The 21,485-nt window shown below is 66.3% G+C and carries 20 protein-coding genes; 6 read left to right on the forward strand and 14 right to left on the reverse strand.

The window, feature by feature from the left end; genetic code table 11:
* Nucleotides 1-4 precede the first annotated feature (4 nt).
* Nucleotides 5-2,080 (reverse strand): TRAP transporter large permease subunit, encoded by a 2,076-nt coding sequence (locus G9Q80_RS25705; RefSeq protein WP_069086727.1) that lies wholly within the window; start codon nucleotides 2,078-2,080, stop codon nucleotides 5-7.
* Nucleotides 2,081-2,219: 139 nt separating this feature from the next.
* Nucleotides 2,220-3,260, reverse strand: coding sequence for a TRAP transporter substrate-binding protein (locus G9Q80_RS25710; protein WP_043145433.1), 1,041 nt, complete (start codon nucleotides 3,258-3,260; stop codon nucleotides 2,220-2,222).
* Nucleotides 3,261-3,428: 168 nt separating this feature from the next.
* Here G9Q80_RS25710 and G9Q80_RS25715 point away from each other — a divergent pair, with 168 nt between their 5' ends.
* From G9Q80_RS25715 to G9Q80_RS25730, 4 genes are all read left to right on the forward strand, one after another.
* Nucleotides 3,429-4,148 (forward strand): GntR family transcriptional regulator, encoded by a 720-nt coding sequence (locus tag G9Q80_RS25715; RefSeq protein WP_088716272.1) that lies wholly within the window; start codon nucleotides 3,429-3,431, stop codon nucleotides 4,146-4,148.
* 65 nt (nucleotides 4,149-4,213) lie between these two features.
* Nucleotides 4,214-5,272 carry a pyridoxal-phosphate dependent enzyme gene (locus tag G9Q80_RS25720; RefSeq protein ID WP_232788280.1) on the forward strand — a complete coding sequence of 353 codons (1,059 nt, stop codon included), beginning with the start codon at nucleotides 4,214-4,216 and terminating at the stop codon, nucleotides 5,270-5,272.
* Nucleotides 5,265-6,431, forward strand: coding sequence for a M24 family metallopeptidase (locus G9Q80_RS25725; RefSeq protein ID WP_088716271.1), 1,167 nt, complete (start codon nucleotides 5,265-5,267; stop codon nucleotides 6,429-6,431). The genes G9Q80_RS25720 and G9Q80_RS25725 overlap by 8 nt, the downstream gene beginning before the upstream one ends.
* Nucleotides 6,428-7,177 (forward strand): maleate cis-trans isomerase family protein, encoded by a 750-nt coding sequence (locus G9Q80_RS25730; protein WP_088716270.1) that lies wholly within the window; start codon nucleotides 6,428-6,430, stop codon nucleotides 7,175-7,177. Before G9Q80_RS25725 ends, G9Q80_RS25730 begins: the two co-directional genes overlap by 4 nt.
* 3 nt (nucleotides 7,178-7,180) lie before the next feature.
* Here G9Q80_RS25730 and G9Q80_RS25735 read toward each other — a convergent pair whose 3' ends face one another.
* The 11 genes from G9Q80_RS25735 to G9Q80_RS25785 form a co-directional block, all read right to left on the reverse strand.
* On the reverse strand, nucleotides 7,181-7,798 hold the full coding sequence (locus tag G9Q80_RS25735; RefSeq protein WP_088716269.1) for a hypothetical protein: 618 nt from the start codon (nucleotides 7,796-7,798) through the stop codon (nucleotides 7,181-7,183).
* Between the two features lie 3 nt (nucleotides 7,799-7,801).
* Entirely contained in the window at nucleotides 7,802-8,554 is a 753-nt protein-coding gene (locus tag G9Q80_RS25740) for a VWA domain-containing protein (RefSeq protein WP_088716268.1), read from the reverse strand.
* A 16-nt stretch (nucleotides 8,555-8,570) separates the two neighbouring features.
* Nucleotides 8,571-10,244, reverse strand: coding sequence for an ABC transporter substrate-binding protein (locus G9Q80_RS25745; protein ID WP_157903868.1), 1,674 nt, complete (start codon nucleotides 10,242-10,244; stop codon nucleotides 8,571-8,573).
* A 52-nt stretch (nucleotides 10,245-10,296) separates the two neighbouring features.
* Entirely contained in the window at nucleotides 10,297-10,986 is a 690-nt protein-coding gene (locus G9Q80_RS25750) for a hypothetical protein (protein ID WP_157903867.1), read from the reverse strand.
* Nucleotides 10,983-11,468: an OmpA family protein gene (locus tag G9Q80_RS25755; protein ID WP_083342183.1), complete on the reverse strand. Its 486-nt coding sequence runs from the start codon at nucleotides 11,466-11,468 to the stop codon at nucleotides 10,983-10,985. Before G9Q80_RS25755 ends, G9Q80_RS25750 begins: the two co-directional genes overlap by 4 nt.
* A 149-nt stretch (nucleotides 11,469-11,617) precedes the next feature.
* The gene (locus G9Q80_RS25760) at nucleotides 11,618-12,670 is read right to left on the reverse strand and encodes an Ldh family oxidoreductase (RefSeq protein ID WP_232788279.1); all 1,053 of its coding nucleotides are present in this window, start codon (nucleotides 12,668-12,670) and stop codon (nucleotides 11,618-11,620) included.
* The gene (locus G9Q80_RS25765) at nucleotides 12,670-13,716 is read right to left on the reverse strand and encodes an L-idonate 5-dehydrogenase (RefSeq protein WP_088716266.1); all 1,047 of its coding nucleotides are present in this window, start codon (nucleotides 13,714-13,716) and stop codon (nucleotides 12,670-12,672) included. The genes G9Q80_RS25760 and G9Q80_RS25765 overlap by 1 nt, the downstream gene beginning before the upstream one ends.
* Nucleotides 13,717-13,727: 11 nt before the next feature.
* The gene (locus G9Q80_RS25770; RefSeq protein ID WP_088716265.1) at nucleotides 13,728-15,005 is read right to left on the reverse strand and encodes a TRAP transporter large permease; all 1,278 of its coding nucleotides are present in this window, start codon (nucleotides 15,003-15,005) and stop codon (nucleotides 13,728-13,730) included.
* A gap of 3 nt (nucleotides 15,006-15,008) precedes the next feature.
* Complete coding sequence (locus tag G9Q80_RS25775) at nucleotides 15,009-15,512, reverse strand: TRAP transporter small permease (RefSeq protein ID WP_229754934.1); 504 nt, start codon at nucleotides 15,510-15,512, stop codon at nucleotides 15,009-15,011.
* Between the two features lie 75 nt (nucleotides 15,513-15,587).
* A complete protein-coding gene (locus G9Q80_RS25780; RefSeq protein WP_088716264.1) occupies nucleotides 15,588-16,559 on the reverse strand; it encodes a TRAP transporter substrate-binding protein in 972 nt (323 codons plus the stop codon).
* Nucleotides 16,556-17,302, reverse strand: coding sequence for a GntR family transcriptional regulator (locus G9Q80_RS25785; protein ID WP_088716263.1), 747 nt, complete (start codon nucleotides 17,300-17,302; stop codon nucleotides 16,556-16,558). Before G9Q80_RS25785 ends, G9Q80_RS25780 begins: the two co-directional genes overlap by 4 nt.
* A 100-nt stretch (nucleotides 17,303-17,402) precedes the next feature.
* On the opposite strand from G9Q80_RS25785, the gene uxuA reads away from it, so the two are divergent.
* The gene (uxuA, locus tag G9Q80_RS25790) at nucleotides 17,403-18,611 is read left to right on the forward strand and encodes a mannonate dehydratase (protein ID WP_088716262.1); all 1,209 of its coding nucleotides are present in this window, start codon (nucleotides 17,403-17,405) and stop codon (nucleotides 18,609-18,611) included.
* The gene (locus G9Q80_RS25795; protein ID WP_088716261.1) at nucleotides 18,608-20,074 is read left to right on the forward strand and encodes a mannitol dehydrogenase family protein; all 1,467 of its coding nucleotides are present in this window, start codon (nucleotides 18,608-18,610) and stop codon (nucleotides 20,072-20,074) included. Before uxuA ends, G9Q80_RS25795 begins: the two co-directional genes overlap by 4 nt.
* A 52-nt stretch (nucleotides 20,075-20,126) precedes the next feature.
* Here G9Q80_RS25795 and G9Q80_RS25800 read toward each other — a convergent pair whose 3' ends face one another.
* A complete protein-coding gene (locus tag G9Q80_RS25800; RefSeq protein ID WP_069208409.1) occupies nucleotides 20,127-21,482 on the reverse strand; it encodes a TRAP transporter large permease in 1,356 nt (451 codons plus the stop codon).
* Between the last annotated feature and the right edge of the window lie 3 nt (nucleotides 21,483-21,485).

The following is a 21,485-nucleotide window of genomic DNA, read 5'->3' on the forward strand; positions in this document are numbered from 1 at the left end:
CTCCTCAGTTCAGGAATTCAGGCAGGAAAAGCGCGATCTGCGGGAAGAACATGACCAGCAGCAAACCCACGATCTGCAGCCCGATGAAGGGCAGGACCGAGATGAAGATCTCTTGCAGGGTCACGTCCTTGGGCGCCACCGACTTCAGCCAGAAACAGGCCGGGCCAAAGGGCGGCGACAGGAAGTAGATCTGGATGTTCATCACGAAGAGGATGCCGAACCAGATCTTGGCCTGGTCCTCGGTCAGGCCCAGGTCCGGCGCCAGGGTCATGATGACCGGGGCAAAGACCGGCACGGTGATCAGCACGATTGCGATCCATTCCATGAAGGTGCCCAGCACCATAAGGATCAGCATCATGACCAGCACCGTACCCAGCGCCGACAGCCCGAGATCAAGGAAGAGCGAACGCATGAACTCTCCGCCACCCACGAGGTTGAAGATGCCGACAAAGCTGACCGCGCCCAGCACCAGCCAGATGATGGTACCGACCGTCGTCATGGTGCCCAGCATGGCCGCCGACAGCACGTTCCACTCGAACTTGTTGCGCACGGCGGCGATGAACAGCGCACCGATGCAGCCCACTGCGGCCGCCTCTGTCACCGAGGCGATGCCGCCGTAGATCGACCCCATGACAGAGGCGATCAGCAGGATGCAGAGCAGCACCGCCGTCATGCGGTCCTTGGACAGTTTCTTTTCCGTGCCCGTGATCTCTGCCACCTCGGCGGCAGTCGGGGCCAGGCTGTGGTTCAGGTTCACCCGGATCAGGACGTAGCCCGCGTAGAACACCGCCAGCATGATCCCCGGAATGGCACCGGCCATGAACAGGTCACCGATGCCCACCTCTGCGGCCAGCCCGTAGACGATCATGATAATCGACGGCGGGATCAACGTGGCCAGCGCCCCCGAGGCACAGATCAGCCCGATGGACAGCTTTCGGTCATAGCCAAGGCGGAACATCTGCGGCAGGGCGACAAGGCCCAGCATCACGATCTCGCCGCCCATGACGCCGGACATGGCGGCCAGGATCACGGCCACGACCGTGGTCTGCACCGCCACGCCGCCGCGCAGGTTCCCGGCAAAGATCGACATGGCATCGAACAGGTCCTCGGCGATGCCCGCCCGTTCCAGGATCGAGGCCATCAGGACAAAGAAGGGCACGGCAACCAGGCTGTAATGTTCCAGCAGGCCCACCGCGTTCGACGAAACCAGGAACAGGCCGCGCGGACCGAAAAACCCGATCGCCATGACGACCGAGACAAAGAGGGTCACGATGCCCAGCGGCATCCCCGTCATCATCAGCGCGATCAGCAGGACCACCATGATGATCGAGATCGTGCCAAGGTCCATCTGGCGCAGGTTGAGCGCCTTGGACGGGTCCATCGCCTTGCCGAGGCCCGAAATGAAGTCCGAGAACATCACCGCGATCTGAACATCCAGCACATGCGCCAGGAAGGCAGAGACGAAATAGAGGACAAAGTAGGCGCCCGCGATCTTGACCAGCATCCTTGCGGTCGGGCTGGTCAGGTGCCGATGCAGGTTCATCATCAGCTGGGCGAGATACATGAACCCGCCGATGACCATCAGGCTCTTCATCATCATCGGCATGGGCGAGTTGAAGGCAGAGCCCGATTTCTCGATCCGTCCAACGCTGTCATAGGCCCGGATCGAGGCATCGCTCAGCAGCATGTAAAGCGCGATGACCCCGATGATCATCGCAAACAGTTCCAGCCACCAGCGCTGCGCCTTGCTGGCCATGTTGTGGATCACCGTGATCGCGATATGGCGCTGTTTCATGGTGACGTAGCCGGCCGACAGCATCCAGGCGGCGGCGACGATGGTCATGACCGTTTCAAAGGCCCAGTAGGTGGGCGCATGCAGGACGTAGCGGGAAAACACCTCCCAGAGCGTGGCAAGGGCCGCGACCATGTAGAAGGTGGAAATGGCGATGCCGGTGATATGGCTGGTATGTTCGACCACCGTATATTGCGACCTCGGCAGGTCCGCCTCGTCGTGCAGCGGGTCCTGGGCGCCGATCTCGATCTCGGTCTGGTCCAGGGCGTCGTCTAGGTTGCGCGTCATCGCTCGATGTTCCTATCCCGGCCGTCCCCGGGTCACGGGGCGGTCTTGTGGCGCGTCGGTTGGGGTCTTGGTCCGGTGTCTTGTCGCGGCGTGGCACGCCCGCGGCTGGCGGGCGTGCCGATGTCACTCGCGGCGGGCCTCAGAGCAGGCCGGCTTCTTTCATGAAGGCGACATGCGCGTCGTAGACTTCCTTGGCCAGGTCAGATCCGGCGGCAAAGTCTTCCCAGGCTTCCTGGGCGATCTTGCGGAACTTGTCGCGCTCTTCCTGCGGCCAGTCGATGACGGTGATCTCACCCTCGGCCTTGTCGCGGGCGACAAGCTGGCGGTCGAGACGGTCGAAGTGCTGGCGCAGGCCGTTGTAGGCAGCGAGATACCAAGTTTCGAGCGCAACTTGCTCGGCCTCGGTCAGCTCTTCCCAGACCGCCTCGGAGACAGTGAACTGCAGGATCGGGGTAGAGTGGATGCCGGGGTAGATCGGGTACTTGGCGATCTTGTGCATGCCGTTTGCATCGTTGTTGGCATAGGCCGAGTTGTCGGCGGCGTCGATCACGCCCTTTTCAAGCGCGCCATAGGTTTCCGACCCGGCCATCGAGACCGGAGCGGCCCCTGCCCGCTTGAACACGTCGGCGGCCAGGCCCTCGGGAGAGCGGATCTTCAGGCCCGCCAGGTCCGCCACGCCGCGCACCGGCACCTTGGAGACGAAGGCCTCGCGCGCATAGGCGCCGCAACCGACCACGTGGACACCCGGGTAATGCGCATCAAAGAGCTTTTGCAGCATTTCCTTGCCGCCGCCCTGGGCGCAGAAGGCCTGGATCTGGTCGGCGGAATCGTACCCGGCGATCAGGTCGCCCATCAGGGCAAAGGCGGGGTCGACGCCGGCGAAATAGTTGATCGAGGTCAGGTCGCCGTCAAGGATGCCGACACCGATGGCCTCGGGGGTTTCGCGGCGCGGCACGACCGCGTTGATCGGCAGCAGCTCGACGGTAAGCGTCCCGCCGGTCATAGCCTCCAGCTTGGGCACCCATTCCTCGTTCAGGTAGGCCAGCGAGGCATGGCTGGCGTTGGACGAGGTCTGGATCTTCAGCACACGATCCGCGGCGCTGGCCGCGCTGGCAGTTGCCAGGGCTGCGACCGCCACGACCCCTGCCCTGGACAGCGTCTTGAGCATCTCGAATTTCATAGGTTCCTCCCGTTCTGCGCTGCGCGCCACGCTCCCTCACGTGACTTCATCAGCAGCTAGGCGAACTAATATATTAGTTGATCCAGAGCGTCAATCTTGATTGAATACCATTGCCCACCCTCCTAGATCCTCGACATCCGCAGGCTGGGCGCAGGGAGTGGTCCGACGATGTCCTCGATTGAACAAAGCTTTGGCGACACGGCGAAAACCGCCCCGACCTCGGCGGCGGGGACGGTCTACGACGCGCTGCGGGGCAAGATCGTGTCGCTGGACTACCCGCCCGGCACCTCGCTCTCGCGCAATGCGCTGGCGCAGGAATATGGCGTCAGCCTGACCCCCGTGCGCGAGGCGATGCAGCGGCTGGAAGAAGACGGGTTGCTGCGGATCATGCCGCAATCGGGCACCGTCGTGAACCGGATCGACGTCGACCAGCTGTACGAGACGCAGTTTCTCCGGATCGCTGTCGAAACCGAGGTGGTGCGCCGCCTTGCGTTGGCGCCTCAGCCAACCATCCTGGCCCGCGCCCGCGCCATCGTGCGGATGCAGGAAACCCTTGTCGGCGACACCGAGCAGATGGGCATGTTCAACGAACTGGACCGTGCCTTTCACCGGACACTTTTTGCCGGGGTCGGCATGACCAACCTCCAGCAGATGCTGGTCCGGCGCATGGGACACCTGCTGCGCTGCCAGCGGCTGGACCTGCCGTCCGAGGGCAAGATGGCCGACATCGTGGACCATCACAAACGCATCCTGGCCGGGATCGAGGCCGGCGATGCCGAGGCCGCGACAGAGGCCATGCGCAGCCATCTTTCCGGCACGATCAGCCGCCTGGACATGCTGCGTGCCCGTTTTCCCGACCATTTTTCGGACCCGGCGCCCGGCACCTGACAAGCTGCCCCGCCGCGATTGCGCGCTCAGGGGAATGCGCCTAGGCTCGGCTGGATTGCGAAATCGTGCCGGAGGTCAACGACGTGCCAGAGATCGAGCCAAACCCGTTCAAGGGCCAGGGGATATTGCAGGACTGGCCCCTGCCCGCCTCCGATCCGGCGCCCGTCTCGGCCCTGCTGGCACGCTGCCCGAAGCATGCGCCCACGCCCCTGCGCGATGCGCCGGACCTGGCCTCTGCCTGCGCTGTCGCGGGGTTGCACATCAAGGATGAGAGCGGACGCATGGGGCTTGGCAGCTTCAAGGCGCTTGGTGCGGCCTATGCCATCGCGCGGGACGCCTGCGCTGCGGGGGGCGATCCGCCCTCGGCCGCGGGACGCACCTATGTCGCGGCCAGCGCGGGCAACCACGGTCTGTCGGTGGCCGCCGGGGCCGCCGTCTTTGGCGCCCGCGCGGTGATCTACCTGGCCGACACGGTGCCAGAGGCCTTTGCCGACCGGCTGCGCGCCAAGGGGGCCGAGGTCGTGCGGGCGGGCGCCACCTACGAGGACAGCATGGCCGCCGCCGAACAGGCCGCCGCCGACAAGGGCTGGACCCTGCTGTCCGACAGTTCCTGGGAGGGCTATACCGATGCGCCGCTGGCAGTCATGGAGGGCTACCTGCAACTGGCCACCGAGTCCGTCGAGCAGATGCCGGAACCGCCCACGCATATCCTGTTGCAGGCCGGTGTCGGCGGCATGGCCGCAGCCCTTGCCGCACATTTTCGCGCCGCCTGGGGCGATGCCCCGCAGATCGTCGTGGTGGAACCGGATGCCGCCCCTGCCCTGCGGGACAGCATCCGTGCGGGCCATGCCGTGACCGCGCCGGGCCCGGTGTCCTGCATGGGGCGCCTCGACTGCAAGACGCCTTCGATGATCGCCTTGGCCGGGCTGTCGCGGGATGCGGATAGCTTTGCGACCCTCAGCGAAGCCGAGGCGCAGGATGGCGTCGCCACGCTGGCCCGGCACGGGCTGGCCACCACACCGTCGGGCGGGGCGGGACTGGCCGCGCTGATTGCCGGACTGCCAGGGATCGGGACAGAGGCGCGGGTGCTGGCGGTGCTCAGCGAAGGCCCCGAGGATGGCTGACGGGCGCCCCGGGTTCGGTGCAGGCGAATACCGCCGCCGCTGGGCCGCGCTGCAGGCCCGCATGGCAGAGGCGGGCGAGGATGCGCTCTTGCTGACCGGCCCGGCGGATGTCTTCTACCTGACCGGCTTCCTGACCCGCTTCTGGGAAAGCCCGGCCCGGCCCTGGTTCATCGTGCTGCCCGCCACGGGAGACCCCGTCGCGGTGATCCCCGAGATCGGGACCCACCTGATGGGCCAGTGCCACGTGGGCGAGGTCCGCACCTGGCCTGCGCCTGACCCGGTGGATGACGGCATCGGCCTCTTGACCGAGACGCTGGCCGCGCTGGTCCCCGAACGGGGCCGGATCGGCCTGCCGATGGGGCTGGAAACCAGCCTGCGGATGCCGCTGGCCGACTATCGTCGCCTGACCGCCGCCCTTGCCCCCCGTGCCTTTTCCGATGCCACCGATACGGTGCAGCGCGTCCGAGAGATCAAGTCCGAGCTGGAAATCACCGCCATCCGCGAGACCTGTACCCTTGCCGCGCGCGCCTTTGACGCCGTGCCCGCCATCGTCGCCGCCGAGCGCACTCTGGATGCGATTTTCCGGAGCTTCCAGGGTGCCTTGCTGGAGGCCGGGGCCGACTGGGTCAGTTACACGGCGGGCGGTGCCGGTCCGGGCGGCTATGGCGACGTGATCTCGCCGGCCCTGCGCGTCCCGGTCCGGCGCGGCGACGTGCTGATGCTGGACACGGGCGCGGTGAAAAACGGTTATTTCTGCGACTTCGACCGGAATTTCAGCATCGGACCGCCCGATGACGACACCCGCCGCGCGCAAACCGCGCTGTACGAGGCGACAGAGGTCGCCCTGAACCGCCTGCGCCCCGGCATGACGGCGCGGGATGCACACCGGCTGCTGACCTGCGCCCTCTCTGAACGCGGCGCGACGCCCGGCGGCGGGCGGCTGGGGCATGGGCTGGGCCTCACGCTGACGGAATGGCCCTCTTTCACCGATCGGGACACGACCCTGCTGCACGAGAACATGGTGCTGACGCTGGAACCCTCGGTCGAGATCGCGCCGGGCCGGATCCTTGTCCACGAAGAGGATATCGTGCTGCGTGCCGACGGGCCGGAGCTGTTGACGGAACGCGCGCCTTTCGACCTGCCGGAGATCGAGATTTGAGCGGCTTTCCCTTCGATCTCGACACGCCGGAAAGGGTCACCCTGGGCCTGATCGTCTTGCATGTGGACGAAACCATCGAAGGTGATTTCCGCCGCATCTTTCCGGGTCCGGACGTGGCCCTTTATATGACGCGCATCCCCTCGGGGGCCGAGGCCACGCCCGAGACGCTGGGCCGGATGGAGGCGGACCTGCCGCGCGTGACCGCGCTCTTGCCCCCTGCCGCACAGTTTTCCGCCGTGGGATATGGCTGCACCTCGGGCACCACGATGATTGGCGCAGACCGGGTGACGGATCTGGTGAGCGGCGCCTGCCGGACTGGCGCGGTCTGCAACCCGCTGAGCGCCGCACGCGCCGCCTGCCGTCACCTGGGCATCCGCCGTCTGGGGCTGGTCTCGCCCTATCGCCCGGACGTGGCGCAACCCGTCTGCGATGCCTTAGCCGGGGACGGAACAGAAATCGCCCGCGCCGTGCATTTCGGCGAGGCGATCGAGGCCAATGTCGCGCGCATCTCCGGCAACAGCGTCAAGGCCGCCGCGCGCGAGGTCGCCCGACACGGGGACATAGACGGGATATTCCTGTCCTGCACCAACCTGCGCACGCTGGACGTGATCGGACCGCTGGAACAGGAGTTGGGTCTGCCGGTCTTTGGCAGCAACCTGGCCCTCGCCTGGGCGATGGCGCGCGCCGCCGGGCCGCAGGTCGTGCCCCGACTGGACTGCCGGTTGATGCAGGCTGAACCGGCCTGAGCGTCAGTCGCCGCCGTCTCGGTAATTCAAGGACTGGTCGCGCCTGTGGGCCGAGGTATCCAGCCGCCGCGAGGCACGCGTGCCCGGCACCAGCAGTTCCGCCTTGCGGAAATAGGCGCGCAGCTCTTCCTTGACGATGCCGAAATGCTTGCGGACCTCACGCACGTTCATCGACTGCCAGGGCTCTTCCTCCAGCGGGACAAGGTGCAGATCCCGGTTCGGCAGGTTGTCGATGGAATAGCCCACTCCCAGCCGATAGCTGGGGATGTGTTCGGGGCTGAATTGCCAGACCTTGGGATACAGCGTGGTCGAGACGTGGATGAAGGTATCGACGGCCTCATCCGTGATGTCCGAGGCCGCGCCCATCGTCGCCCCGATGATAAACGCCTCGTCCTGAACGTGCAGGCCACGGCCCAGCAGGACGTGGATGCAGTCATGCCTTTCAAGGCTGATGGCGCCAGGCAGCGCGTCGGGGCTTTCGGGGTTCTCGTATTTCCGGATGATCTCGGGCACGTCCTCGGCCTCGGCGGCGGGCATGGTTGCCAGCACCTCGGCCAGGGTCATTTCGTCGGTGTCCAGTCCCGGGCTCCATTCGTCCCATTGCAGCAGCGCGCGGCCCATGCCCTAGTTTTCCCCATCGAAGGCGGTGATCGGATCGAAACTGGCGTTTTCGGCCACGGCCGCCTGCAGCGCCTCTGCCAGCTTGCCCACATCGTCCACCGCGACATAGCTGGTGTGGCCTTCGGCGTTCAGGACATGGCGCCGCCCGATACCGATGCCGATTGTGGCCACCTGCACTGGCGTCTTGTTCACCGTTTCGATCACCTCGCGCACCAGCAGATCGGGATCGTCCGCCGCGCCATCGGTGGTGACGATGATCCTGTAGGTGCCAAAAGACCGCGAGCGCGCCGCCTCTTCGGACAGCAGGTCACGCGCCGCCGACAGCGCCGGCCCCAGCGGGGTCGAGCCGGTCGAGCGCAGCGGAGACAGCCTGCCCGGCAGGATGTCGGCGGCATCCTCGACCGTCTCGAACGGCAGGACCAACCCGGCGTTCAGCGCCAGGACACCGACCCTGTCGTTGGGGTCCATCATGCGCACCGCTTGCAGCACCGCGGCCTTGGCCTGTTCCAGGTCGGACCCCATCGAGCCGGAATCGTCCAGCACGATCATGGTAAAGATGCGGTCCGGGTCCGGCATCGTCTCGACGTCCGGCACCTCGATCAGCGGCGGCCAGGCGGCCAGCGCCTCCCAGTCCACCGTGCCCATGTCGGTCGAGGGCGCGTAGGCGGGCGGCTCCGACACCGTGTTGTAGAAGACGAAGCCGCTTGCGGCCACGACGCCGGCCACGGCCAGGAGGACGATTTTTGCCTTGCTCATGTCACCATCCCCCGTGTCATAGCGGATCGAAGGTGGTGGCTTCGGCCTGGGCCGTCAGCACCCGGAAAACGACACGCATGTTCTGCCGCCACTCCGCCTCGGTGGTGGGCGGGTTGAACTTGGGGGCGGAAATACCGACGCCGTCGACGATGAACTGGTCGCGGATCAGCCGGATGCCATTGTCCTCGGCGTAGGTTTCCAGCGCGTCGACCACGGCGATGGCCCGCTGCAGCGACAGGTTCTGCGTCGAGGTGCGGATGCCCCGCAGTTCCGACTTGGCGGCGCCGTCCTTTTGCCGGCGCAGGAAATGCAGCGGGTCGGCATGGCCTTCGACGGTGATGATCGCGCCCGAGTAGGTCGAGGCCAGGCGCAGGATCTCGGCGAAATCCTCGGCGTAGAGATCAGCGGGGAAATCCGGCGTGTCCGGCTCGAAGTAGACCTGGAAGTCGATCTTGGTATTGGCGTCCAGCTGGCCGGTACGGCGCAGGCGATTGACGGCCTGCGCCGCCTTTTCCGGGTTGAAGGCAGCGACCTGGCGGTCGTCGAGGTTCTTCAGCCCGTCGGTCAGCGTGGTGTAATCCCACTCCGCCGTGGCAAGCTCATGCGGAAAGTCGATCATGCCCGCGCCGCGCAGCGCGGTGGCAACTTCTTGGCTGAGCACGTCGAAGCGCCGCAGGTCCGCCGGGTCGGCGAAATGGCGGGCGTTGCCCGACCAGCCGTCGGTGATCGCGTCCATCCAGAGGAACACGCCCTCTTCCTGCGGCAGCCCGCCCAGGAACTCGTCCGCCATCAGCTGCGCCATCTGGGCACGGTCGGGATTGCCTTCCTCGGCCATGAAGGCGCGCATCTGCTCTTCGGCCCGGAACAGCGCGTTGACCAGCTGGGCGATCTCGTCCCGATGGGCGTCGAAGTAGTCCGCCCGCACAGCGATGTAGTCGGACACCACCGAGGTGGCCTCCAGTGTCGAGATCAGGATCGTCGATCCCTTGACCGACCCCTCGGCCCCGGTGCCCACGGCCCCGCCCGAAGTCAGGAAACGCGCATCGGGCAGGATCACCGCCGCCGCATCGGCCTTGCCGTCGGCAAAGAGATTGGCAGGCGTGTCGCCATCGCCGGTCAGCGCCTCGGCCCAGACCACGGTCACATCGTCAAAGCTGAGGCCTGCGTCCGACAGCACCCGGCCCACGAAATCGACATGAGGCCCGTAGGCCTGGATGGCGATGCGTTTACCCGCCAGATCGGCGGGGCGGCGGATACCCTCCCCCGCGACGATCCCATCACCGGCCGACCAGCTGTGCTTGAAGAACACGATCTGTTCGGTCCTGGGGTCGGCCTCTGTCACCGGGGCGGCGGCCATCAACATGCCCAGCGTGCCGCGCAGGAACGGAGTGTCACAGGCCAGGTAGTCCTCGACCTGGCCCGCGAACCTGTCCTTGACCGACAGGGTCAGCTCCCATCCCGCGTCCTGCAGCAATCCGCCGCGCGGGGACAGGGAATTGCCGTTGGCATGGACGACGACGCCATCCGCCCCCCAGGCGATCAGGGGCATCTTCTGGGTGGTTCCGCCGGAACAGTCGCGCACCGGGCTGGTGACGACCTGGGCCAGCGGATCACCGGTCTCGGCCATCGCCGGCAGGCCGGGGACGGCCAGAACCAGCACTGCGCAAAGGGATCGAATAAGTTTCTTCATAACAAGTCCTTCGTCGTTGTCGGGGACTTGGCCCCGGAAATTCAACGCCATCTCAGCGGCGCAGCAGGGTCTCTGCGGTCGATGATGCCACTTCGACCTTTTCAAGCAAAGACGTGATCGCCCGTGCCTCCAGCCCGTCCAGCGCGTCGTGCAGGCTCTGGATGCTGGTGCGCAGGTGCGCGCGGCTGGCCTCGACATCCTTGCCATCGCCACCCGTGCGGGCGCGCAGGGCGCCGTGGGTCTCGATGGCCTCGACCACCAGGTCGGACCGAGCCAGAACCGCCTGCACGCGCGGCAATTCGCCCGGCGCGTAGAACAAGCTGCGCGCCAGGGCGTCGAACCTGTCGGCGGTCCGGGTCAGCAGCGCGGCGATGTCCTCTTGCGTGCCCGGCACGATGCGGCGGATACGGCGGGCACGGTCATGGGTTTCGATCACCGTGGCCAGCGCGGTGGCATGACGTCCGGACTGGGCGCCGTGCAACTGGTCGAAGGCATGCGACAGCAGCGCCGCCTCGGAATGCAACATGCGCGCGGGCAACAACATCAGCGCCCCCAGCGTCAGCGCCAGCCCCAGCACCACCGCAATAACGACATGGGCGCCCGGAAACCACAGCGGCAGGCGCACGAAGGCCAGGTAGGCCAGTCCCGCCAGCAGCGCCGCCACCAGCACCACCAGCATCGGAAAGACCGGTGTTCGCGCCGACAGGCTGTCCCCGCTGAAGACCCGGTCGTGCATGGTCATGGCCGCACCTGCCACGTCAGCGTCACCCGGGCCAGGCTGGACTGATAGGCGCGATCCCCCATGCCGTCCTCGCGCGGCAACGGATCGCCACCGCCGACGCCCCCGGCCCAGTCGATGCGGCGAGGCGGGAAGCCGGCGTCCAGCGCCACCTGCCGCGCGGTCTCGGCGCGTTCTTCGGAAAGCCTCAGGTTGGCGGCCTCGTCCCCCTGTGTGCCGCTGTGGCCGGTGATCCGGATGACGATGCGATCATCTGCAGCAAGCTGAGAAAGTTGCGCTTTCAGACGCGCCTCCTCGCCCGTGGCAAAGCCGGTTCCGCGGCTGAAGACATAGTCCTCGCTGGCCGGTCTCAACGCCGCGCCGGCGATGCCAAGCGCCGCGGCGCCGCCCAGGGCCGCGGCGACCAGCACCGCCCCGATGATCGCTCGGCGGGGCAGTCCCGGGCCGGAACGGGTCGACGGGCTGGCGGCATTCTGTGACGTCACGGGTCAGGCTCCATGCAATGACTTTGTCGAACATGGATAGCATAACCGTGATTTTGCGGGGAAACAGGTCTTGATATCCCCCGGCCCCGCAATTGCCCTGTGACGTGCAGATGCCTAGTTTTTCATCGGCTTCCGATGTCTTTGCCGTCTCAGGGCAGAGTTGCGGGGAAGGCAAGGCCCGACGCTTTGGCACAGTCGCGGATACGGGTCAGCACCTCGTCCGGCAGGGCAATGCCCTGCGTTTCCGCCGCCGCCATCGCGCTTGCGGCACGGTCGCCCGGAATGCGCACCGGCCCGCGCCCCGGGATTGGCGTGCTGTCGCGGCAGGCGGCGTTGAGATGATCCACCTGCGCCTCGAAGGCCCCTGCCCCGGCAAAGGCCGCCGGATCCATGACCTGCAGAAAGACATTCGCTCCCCAGCGGTCCGGCGCCTCGACCCGTCCATGCCCGGAAAGGCCCTGGGTCAGCATCTCGACCATCAGGCTCATGGCAAAGCCCTTGTGGCCGTGATCCATGCCCCCGACCGGCAGGATCGACCCCTTGGGGTTGGCATTGACCACGTTCGGGTCCGTGGTCGCATTCCCCTCGGCGTCCAGCATCCACGGATGGGCAAATTGCGTGCCACTGTTGATGTGCTCGCGCACCTTGGACACCGTGGTGATCGAGGCACAAGTGTCGATCAGCACAGGGTGATCGCCGCCCGGATAACCGATGGCCCAGGGATTCGGCGTCAGCAGCGGCTCGACCCCGCCAAAGGGCGCGACCCATTGGCCGGAAGGGTCGGAAGTGGCGATATAGCAGATTTGCCCCTGCAAGGCAGCGATACGGGTCAGCGTCGACAGGCAGCCGATGTGATGGCTGCGCCGGATCGCGATGGCGGCGATGCCGGTTTCGCGGGCGCGGGCCATCGCCGAGTCCAGCGCATGTGTCATGACCCAGTGACCGGGCAGGTAGTTGCCGTCCCAGACCTGTGTCGCGCCGCGATCTGTGACGACCTCGTGACTGCCGTCCGAAGTCATCCGGCCAGAGGCCAGTTCCGGCAGGTAGTAGGACACCATCGAAATCCCGTGCGTCATGACCCCAAGCTCATCGGTCCGGATCAACAGGTCGGCAACCACACGCGCCTTCTCGGGGTCAAGGCCGCCGCCTGTCAGCAGGCTATGGGCCAGGTCGAACAGGTCGTCACGGGCAAAGCGCTGCATCAGGCAGCCTCGAAGGTCAGGTGCACCTTGACCGATTTCGTCCGATCCGCAGCGACGGCAAAGGCCTGCGCGGCCTGTTCCAGCGGAAAGCGCGCGGTGACGATGGGCGCGACGTCGATGCTGCCCGAGGTGATGGCCCGGACGGCCTCGGCAAATTCCTCGTGGAAGCGGTGCGTGCCCTGGACGCGGATTTCCTTGGCCACCAGCGCATTGATCGGCATCGGCGTATCGCCGACGACGCCGACCTGCACCAGGACACCGCGCGGGCGCAGCGTGGCGATGGCAGACCGGATCGCAGGCGCGGCGGCGGAGCATTCGAACACGGTGTGGAAATGCCCCTTGTCGGCGGCATAGGCCTCCATCGCGTCGGGGTCCTTGGCGACGTTGATGGTGCGGGTCGCGCCCATTGCGCGGGCAACCTCCAGCGTTGCGTCCTGAAGGTCGGTGACGACGATTTCCGACGCGCCTTCGCGCGCCGCGATGGCAACGCAAAGCGCACCGATGGGTCCGGCGCCGGTGACCAGCACGCGTTTGCCAGCGATCTCCCCGGCCATGTTCGCCGCGTGCAGGCAGACCGCCAGCGGCTCGGCACAGGCCACGGCGCCCAGGTCGGCGCCCTCGGGCAAGGGGATGCACTGCGCGGCCTCCACGACGATCCGGTCGCGGAACAGACCCTGTTCATGTGGCAGGCGGATGGCAGACCCGTTGAACCGCATGTTCAGGCAATGCATCGGCAGGCCCTCGGCGCAATACGCGCACGCGCCGCAGGGACGGCTGGGATTCAGGGCCACCGGATCGCCCGGCGAGACATGCGACACACCCTCGCCCACCGCCATGACGCGGCCCGAGGCCTCGTGGCCCAAGATGATCGGCTCGCGCACGCGGATGGTGCCGATGCCGCCGTCCGAGAGGTAGTGCATGTCCGACCCGCAGATCCCGCCGGCGGCGACGGCGACAAGCACCTGTCCCGGCCCCGGTGCGGCGACCTCCTCGGTTTCGATACGCAGGTCGTTGGCGCCGTAAAGACGGCAGACTCGGGTTTGCATGTCGGTCCTCCTCAGTTGGTCAGGACGGATGGCAGCCAGGTGGCCAGCGGCGGAAAGAAGGACACCGCCAACAGCACCAGGATGTTGGTCAGAAGGAAAGGCAGGATCGCGCGGACCACCGGCGCCAGCGGCAGCCGGGCGATATTGGCGCAGACAAAGAGGCAGACCCCCACCGGCGGCGTGGTCAGCCCGATCATCAGGTTCAGCACCGCGAAGGTGGCGAAATGCAGCGGATCGATGCCCACCGCGTTCGACAGCGACAGAAGCGGCACGAAGAGGATGATCAGCGCCGCGATCGTCTCCATGAACATGCCGACAAACAGCAGCAGGATGTTGATCAGCAGGATCACCAGGATCCTGTTCTCCGTCACGGACAGGACGGAATCCGCGATGGCCTGCGGGATGCGTTCGGACACGAGGATCCAGCCAAAGACATTGGCAAAGCCCACCAGCGCCAGGATGCCTGCGGCGGACACAGCGCTGTCGGCCACGATGCCCGGGACCTTTCGCAACGGCAGCTCGCGGTAGATGAAGGCGCCGACGATGAAGGCATAGACAGAGGCGACGACCGCGGTTTCGGTTGGCGTCGCATAGCCCGACAGCAGCCCGTAGATGATCAGGAAGGTCATGGCGATGGCCCAGATCGCCCCGCCGAAGCTGCGCGCAACCTCTCCCCAGCCCTGCCAGGGTTGATGCGGATAACCGCGCCGGACAGAGATGACGTAGCAGGTCACCATCATGGCGACGCCCATCAGGATGCCGGGGATGGCGCCCGCAAGGAACATCTTGCCGACCGAAATCCCCGACAGCGCGCCGACGATGATCATCGGCACAGACGGCGGGATGATCGGGCCGACCGTGGACGAGGCCGCAGTGACAGCGGCCGAGAAATCAGCAGGGTAGCCCGCCTTCTTCATGCCCGGGATCAACACGCCGCCAAGGCTGGCCGCATCGGCCACCGCCGTGCCGGTGATGCCGCCGAACAGCATTGAGGCCGAGATGTTTGTCAGGCCCAGCCCGCCCCTGATCCATCCCACGATGGCATTGGCAAAGCGGATGATCCGTTGGGTGATCCCGCCCTGGTTCATCAGGTTGCCTGCCAGGATGAACCCCGGGATCGACAGCAGGACAAAGACATCCATACCCGCGTACATCTTTTGCGGCATGACCACGGGGGGCATCCCCGCAAACAGAAGGTAGGCCAGCGACGACAGGCCAAGGGTGATCGCGACGGGAATGCCCAGGGCAAGACCGGCCACGAAGACCGAGAAGAGGATTGCAACGTCCACGGATCACTCCTCCTCGGGACGGTGGGGTTTGCCGTCTTCGGTGCCGGACAGCATGCCGATGACGCGCAGCACGGCAAAGACGGCCAGTCCGACCAGCATCAGCCAGACGGTGAAATGGACATAGTCCATGCGGATTCCCAGCGCGGGAGAGGTCTGCATCTTGCCGATGGAGACGTAGCGCCAGGCGTGCGACAGAAGGAAGATGGCCAGCCCGGCGGTGGCCAGTGCCGCCAAGAGGCGCAGGAGCCACGGCAGCGGCGCGGGCAGCGCTTCGCTGATGACATCCACGTTCACCAGGTCGCCCGACCGCATCGCGGCCCCGGCGCCAAAGGCCACCATGTAAAGCAGCGCGTAGCGGGTCAGTTCCTCGGTCCAGACCGGCGAGGTGCCCGCCAGCCGCCCGATGACCTGGACCAGCACGGCCCCCATCAGCACCGCAAAGCCCAGGCCTGCCCCGATCCGCGCAAGCAGGACAACGGCCCCGATAAAGCGATCAACGTGTTTCACCGTGTTCCCCCTGTCAATCAGGCCGGCGCCACGGACCCGCGGCACCGGCCAGGTTTTCATGCGAACGCGCGGATCTTATTGCGCGAAAAGCTCTTCGACGATCGGCTTGATCTCGTCGTTGACGTTGGCCAGGACGGCATCCTTGGCCGCCACCTGGAAGGCAGCCGCATCGACGTCGACAAAGGTCATGCCCTGCGATTCCAGGAAGGCGCGGTCGTCGGCCAGGCTCTGCTCGAACAGCTCACGCTCGTAGGCCTGCGCGCGCTTGGCGGCTTCCATAACGGCATCCTTGTCGGCATCCGACAGCTTGGCCCAGGTGGATTCCGCGATTGTCAGGTAGATCCAGGACCGGACGTGATCGGTCAGGTTGACGTGGCTCTGCACCTCGTAGAACGAGGCCGAGCGGATCAGCGCCAGCGGGTTTTCCTGCGCTTCGATGGTGCCGTTCTGCAGCGAGGTGAAGACCTCGGAGAAGGCCATCGGGCCGGGATTGGCGCCCAGCGCCTTCCAGACGTCCACAAACAGCGGCACGTTCGGCACGCGCATCTTGAGGCCGTTCAGGTCGGCGGGCGTGGTGATCGCACGGTTCGAGGTCAGGTCGCGCGCGCCACGGGCGAAATAGGCGATCGGGCGGATCTGCACCTTGTCGACGATCTGCGCCTTGATGTCGTCACCCACCGGACCGGCGGCAAAGGCATCCATGTCCTCGATGGTCTGGAACGCATAGGGAACCGCCAGCAGGGCCGCCATCGGCGCCCAGTTCTGCAGGCTTTCGCCGGTGATGGTCATGTCGACCGTGCCCAGCTGCATGCCGTTGATCAGGTCGATTTCCTTGCCCAGCGACTCGTTCGGGAACACCTCGACCGCGATGCGGCCATCGGTCAGCGCCGACAGTTCCTCGCCGAACTTGACGCTGGCCTTGTGCCACGAGTTGTCCTCGTTGGCGAGGTGACCCAGCTTGAGCGTCATCTCCTGCGCCGCGACCGGCGCGGCGACCATTGCCGCCACGGCTGCGGCGATTGCGGTCATCCTGAAACCAAAAGTCATCCCTGTTCTCCTCCTTGGATGGGGGCATTCACCGGTTGCGGCAAGGCGCCGTCCGGCAATTCGAAATAGGCGGCATTGGCCGCCACGATCTGCGGGAGATCACTGAGGACCTCACGCAGGTGATGTCGGACCGCCGAATTGGCGCCGGTGATGGCGCCGCGTTCGATCTGGTCCACGATGTCACGATGCTGCGCGATCAGCTTGCGCAGCGGGAAGTGACCCAGCGACAGGAAACGGACCCTGTCCATCTGGGCCTTCAGGCCCTCGATCTGTTTCCAGGCCCCGCCCTTCCCGGCCGCTTCGGCCAGGGTGCGATGGAACAGGTCGTCGAGGTCGATGAAGTCGTTGGGGTCGCCGCCCTCGGCCTCTTCCTGCCGGATCAGTTGCCCGCGCAGTTCTGCAATGACCGCCGGGTCTGGCGCGCGAGCGAGGATCTTGGCGATGTCCGCCTCGATCGCCTCGCGCAGAAAGCGCGCGTCCAGCACTGCGGAATAGCCGATACGGCTCACGATGGTGCCCCGTTGCGGCAGGACGGCCAACAGCCCGAGATCGGCGAGGCGAATAAAGGCCTCGCGCACGGGTTGGCGGCTGACGTCATAGGTGCGGGCCACTTCGGACTCGGACAGCCTGTCGCCGGGCTTCAGATCATTGTGGATGATCCGTTCACGCAGAATCCGCAGGATCTGCCGCGAAATCGGCAAAGCCGGATCGAGTTCCCAAGTTCCGCTGCCCTCGGCATTCATGATTCGCCGTCCTCCCGATCGCTGGCTACCATACTTCCATACTAGTCAGCAATCACGCAGGGTGATAGAGAACCGCAAGACTTCAAAGCGGGAGGACACCATGAAGCAGACCTGGCGCTGGTTTGGTCCCAAGGACCTTGTGACAACCGATGACGTGGCGCAGGCGGGGGCCGAAGGCATCGTGTCGGCCCTGCACCACGTCCCCACCGGCACCGTCTGGAGCCGCGACGAGATCGCGAAGCGACAGGCAGAGATCGCACGCCTTTCCGATGGCAGCCCCTCGGGACTGGACTGGGCCGTGGTGGAAAGCCTTCCGGTTTCCGAGGACATCAAGAAGCAGCAGGGCGACTGGCGACAGCACATCGCCAACTACAAGGAAAGCCTGCACAATCTGGCTGCCTCCGGGCTGGAAGTGATCTGCTACAACTTCATGCCGGTGCTGGACTGGACGCGCACGGACCTAGCCTGGCGGCTGCCCAGCGGCGCCACCTGCATGCGGTTCGACCTGACCGATTTCGCCGCCTTCGACCTGCACATCCTGGCGCGGGACGGCGCCAGGGAAGACTATGACGCCGGGTTGCAAGAGGCCGCCGCACGTCGCTTTGCCGCGATGACCGACGAGGCGAAGGAGGCGCTGGCCGGAAACGTGGTCTACGGCCTGCCCGGCGCGGCAGAGCGATTCTCGCTCGAGGACGTGCGCGCGCATCTGGCCGAATACGCCGCCATGAGCGAAGCCACCCTGCGCGGCCACCTGGTCGACTTCCTGTCAGAGGTCGCCCCGGTGGCGCAGGAACTGGGTCTGAGGCTCTGCTGTCATCCGGACGATCCGCCCTTTCCGCTGCTGGGCCTGCCGCGGATCATGTCGACCGAGGCGCAGTACCGCGCGGTGATGGAGGCGGTCGACCTGCCCGCCAACGGCATCACGCTGTGTTCCGGCTCGCTCGGGGCGCGCCCCGACAACGACCTGCCGGGCATGATGGAGCGTCTGGGCGACCGGGTGCATTTCCTGCACCTGCGCAACGTCAAGCGCGAGACAACCGTGGTGCGCGGCTCTTTCCACGAGGCCGAACACCTGGGCGGCGACACTGACATGGTGGCCCTTGTCGAGGCGGCCCTGAGGGAAGAGGCACGCCGCAAGGCCGCGGGCCGCTCCGACTGGTCCATTCCCTTCCGCCCCGACCACGGGCAGGACATCCTGGACGACCTCGGTCGCAAGGCGCAGCCGGGCTATCCCTCGATCGGGCGGCTCAAAGGACTGGCGGAACTGCGCGGAATCATCGCCGCGCTGTCGCCCCGGGTGGTGGCATGACCCGGCTCAGCACGCTTGACCAACTGGCTCAGGGTGTTCGCCGCCCCGGCTACGATCCGGCCGCCCACGGGCCGGGCATTGTCCACATCGGCCTGGGCGCCTTTCACAAGGCGCACCAGGCGCTTTATACCGACGACGCCCTGGCGGCGGCGGGCGGCAACTGGCGCATCACCGGCGTCAGCCTGCGCAGCCTGGAACCGGCGGCGGAACTGACACCGCAGAACGGGTTGTTCACCCTCATCGAACGCGGTGTCGAAGGCAGCACGGCGCGGATCATCGGCGCCATCGACCGCGCGCTGAGCCTCTCTACCGACCGGCGCGCGGTGCTGGACGCGCTTTGCGATCCGGCCACGCGCATCGTCTCGCTGACAGTGACCGAAAAGGGCTATGGTATCGACCGCGCCACCGGCGGCATCGACCGAACCCACCCGGCAATTGCCGCGGACCTCGCCGATCCCGGTGACCCGCAGGGGGTCGCGGGCCTTCTGGTCTGGGCGCTGCGACAGCGGCGGCAGGCCGGCACGCCACCCTTTACCGTGCTCTGCTGTGACAACCTGCCGGAAAACGGCACGCTCGTCCGGTCACTGCTGGTCGATTTCGCCCGGCAGACCGCCCCAGACCTGGCCGATCATATCGCCAGCGATGTCGCTTTCCCCTCGACGATGGTGGACCGGATTACCCCGGCCCGCACCGAGGCCACGCTGGCCCTGGCCCGCGAGATGACGGGTGTCGAGGATCACGGCGCCATCGAATGCGAGAGCTTTCGCCAATGGGTGATCGAGGATCACTTTCCATCGGGCCGCCCAGCATGGGAGGCCGGCGGTGCGGTCTTTGTCGAAGATGTCCGCCCCTTCGAAAACATGAAGCTGAGGATGCTGAACGGCGCGCATTCCATGCTGGCCTATGCCGGCTTCCTGGCCGGGCACAGGTATGTCCGCGACGTGATGGGAGATCCCGCGCTGGCGGCTCTGGTCCGGCGGCACCTGGCCGCCGCTGCAGCCACCCTGCCGCCCCTGCCCGGCGTGGACCTGCAAGCCTACGCGGGTGACCTGGCGGCTCGGTTCGCCAACCCGCACCTCGGACACGAAACCTACCAGATCGCGATGGACGGGACCGAGAAGATGCCGCAGCGCATCTTTGCCGCCGCCTGCGACGCGCTGGATCGCGCGCAATCGCCGGAGCCCTTCGCCTTCGCCACCGCCGCCTGGATGCGATACACGCTTGGCCGCGACGAGGCGGGCCTGGCCTATGACCTGCGCGACCCACGGTCCGCCCTGCTGACCCCTCTGCCTGACGAGCCGGTGACGCCCGAGGGCCTGCACGACCGGCTTGCCGCGTTCCCTGACCTGGTCCCCACGCGCTTGACGGAGGCGCCCGGCTGGCGCGATGCGGTGATCGCGCGGCTGACTGTCATGCTGGATCGGGGAATGCGCGCGGCCATCGAGGCCGACGCGTCGCGCTGACCCCGGAAAGCGAAGCGGCCCCGCCTGTCTGGCGGGGCCGCTTGTCATCATGTCAGCCGTAGACCAGCCTGGGTAGCCAGGTGATGATCTCTGGTATCGTCATGCACAGGACCAGTCCGACGATCTGCAGGAACAGGAACGGCAGCGCCGACTTGAAGATGTCGGTCATCGGGATGTGATCCGGGGCCACCCCGCGCAGGTAGAACAGCGCATAGCCAAAGGGCGGCGACAGGAACGACATCTGCATGTTCACCAGGTAGAGCACGCCGAACCACAGCACCAGGTCCTCGGGGCTGTCGAGGCCAAAAGCGGCCGCACCGAGCGCCTTGATGATCGGGACAAAGATCGGCACGCACAAGAGCAGGATGCCGACCCAGTCCAGGAACATCCCCAGGATCACCAGCAACACCTGCATCAGGATCAGGATGCCCCAGGGGCCAAGCCCCGTGGCCGCCAGCGCGTCCTGCACGAACTGCTGCCCGCCTTCCAGGACGTAGAGCCCGACAAAGATCGTCGCACCGAACATGATCCAGATGACCATCGCGCTGGCTTTCAGCGTCGTGGTGCAGGCCTCGCGCACTGTCGGCCAGTCCAGCTTGCGGTGGATGGCGGCGACGATGAAGGCGCCGAAGGTGCCGATGCCGGCCGCCTCGACCGGGGTGGCCACACCGGAAAAGATGATGCCCAGCACCACCACGACCAGCGTGATCGGTGCGGCCATCTTGCCCACCAGTTGCAGTTTCTCCTTGTTGGACACCCGCTCTTCGACCGGGATCGCAGGCCCCAGTGCCGGGTTGATGTAGCAGCGCAGCGTGACGTAGAGGATATACATCCCCGACAGCAGCAGGCCCGGGATCACCGCGCCGATGAACAGCTCACCCACCGATTGTTCCGCGACCACCGCATAGATGATGGCCAGGATCGACGGCGGGATCAGGATGCCCAGCGTGCCGCCGGCCATGATCGAGCCCATCGCGATCTTGGGATCGTACTGGCGCTTCAGCATCGCCGGCAGAGCGATGATCCCCATCGTCACGACCGCAGCCCCGATCACGCCGACCATCGCCGCAAGGATCGTCGAGGCGATGATAGTGGCTGAGGCCAGCCCCCCCTTCACCCCGCCGAGGACCTTGTAGATCACGTCGAACATGTCGTTGATGATCCCTGCCCTCTCCAGCATCGCGGCCATGAAGATGAACAGGGGGATCGCCGAAAGCTGATAGTTGGTCATCAGCGGGAAGATCCGGCTGGGCACGATGTTCAGCGCCCGCGCATCCCCGAGGACAAAGAGGAAGACACAGGCCAGTCCCCCGGTGACGAAGGCCAGTGGCAGGCCCGCCATGAGCAGCGCCAGAAGGCTGCCGAACATGATGAGCGTCAGCCACTCGATTCCGATTTCGATACCCATTGC

The organism is Mameliella sp. LZ-28 (genome assembly GCF_012274245.1).
Classification (GTDB): domain Bacteria; phylum Pseudomonadota; class Alphaproteobacteria; order Rhodobacterales; family Rhodobacteraceae; genus Antarctobacter; species Antarctobacter albus.

Excerpts from the sequence above, each read along its gene's own strand:
- G9Q80_RS25765 (WP_088716266.1), bottom strand. The coding sequence starts at position 13,716 with ATGCAAACCCGAGTCTGCCGTCTTTACGGCGCCAACGACCTGCGTATC.
- G9Q80_RS25795 (WP_088716261.1), top strand. The coding sequence starts at position 18,608 with ATGACCCGGCTCAGCACGCTTGACCAACTGGCTCAGGGTGTTCGCCGC.
- G9Q80_RS25715 (WP_088716272.1), top strand. The coding sequence starts at position 3,429 with ATGTCCTCGATTGAACAAAGCTTTGGCGACACGGCGAAAACCGCCCCG.
- uxuA (WP_088716262.1), top strand. The coding sequence starts at position 17,403 with ATGAAGCAGACCTGGCGCTGGTTTGGTCCCAAGGACCTTGTGACAACC.
- G9Q80_RS25760 (WP_232788279.1), bottom strand. The coding sequence starts at position 12,670 with ATGCAGCGCTTTGCCCGTGACGACCTGTTCGACCTGGCCCATAGCCTG.
- G9Q80_RS25800 (WP_069208409.1), bottom strand. The coding sequence starts at position 21,482 with ATGGGTATCGAAATCGGAATCGAGTGGCTGACGCTCATCATGTTCGGC.
- G9Q80_RS25725 (WP_088716271.1), top strand. The coding sequence starts at position 5,265 with ATGGCTGACGGGCGCCCCGGGTTCGGTGCAGGCGAATACCGCCGCCGC.
- G9Q80_RS25740 (WP_088716268.1), bottom strand. The coding sequence starts at position 8,554 with ATGAGCAAGGCAAAAATCGTCCTCCTGGCCGTGGCCGGCGTCGTGGCC.
- G9Q80_RS25785 (WP_088716263.1), bottom strand. The coding sequence starts at position 17,302 with ATGAATGCCGAGGGCAGCGGAACTTGGGAACTCGATCCGGCTTTGCCG.
- G9Q80_RS25735 (WP_088716269.1), bottom strand. The coding sequence starts at position 7,798 with ATGGGCCGCGCGCTGCTGCAATGGGACGAATGGAGCCCGGGACTGGAC.
- G9Q80_RS25745 (WP_157903868.1), bottom strand. The coding sequence starts at position 10,244 with ATGAAGAAACTTATTCGATCCCTTTGCGCAGTGCTGGTTCTGGCCGTC.
- G9Q80_RS25710 (WP_043145433.1), bottom strand. The coding sequence starts at position 3,260 with ATGAAATTCGAGATGCTCAAGACGCTGTCCAGGGCAGGGGTCGTGGCG.
- G9Q80_RS25780 (WP_088716264.1), bottom strand. The coding sequence starts at position 16,559 with ATGACTTTTGGTTTCAGGATGACCGCAATCGCCGCAGCCGTGGCGGCA.
- G9Q80_RS25705 (WP_069086727.1), bottom strand. The coding sequence starts at position 2,080 with ATGACGCGCAACCTAGACGACGCCCTGGACCAGACCGAGATCGAGATC.
- G9Q80_RS25750 (WP_157903867.1), bottom strand. The coding sequence starts at position 10,986 with ATGACCATGCACGACCGGGTCTTCAGCGGGGACAGCCTGTCGGCGCGA.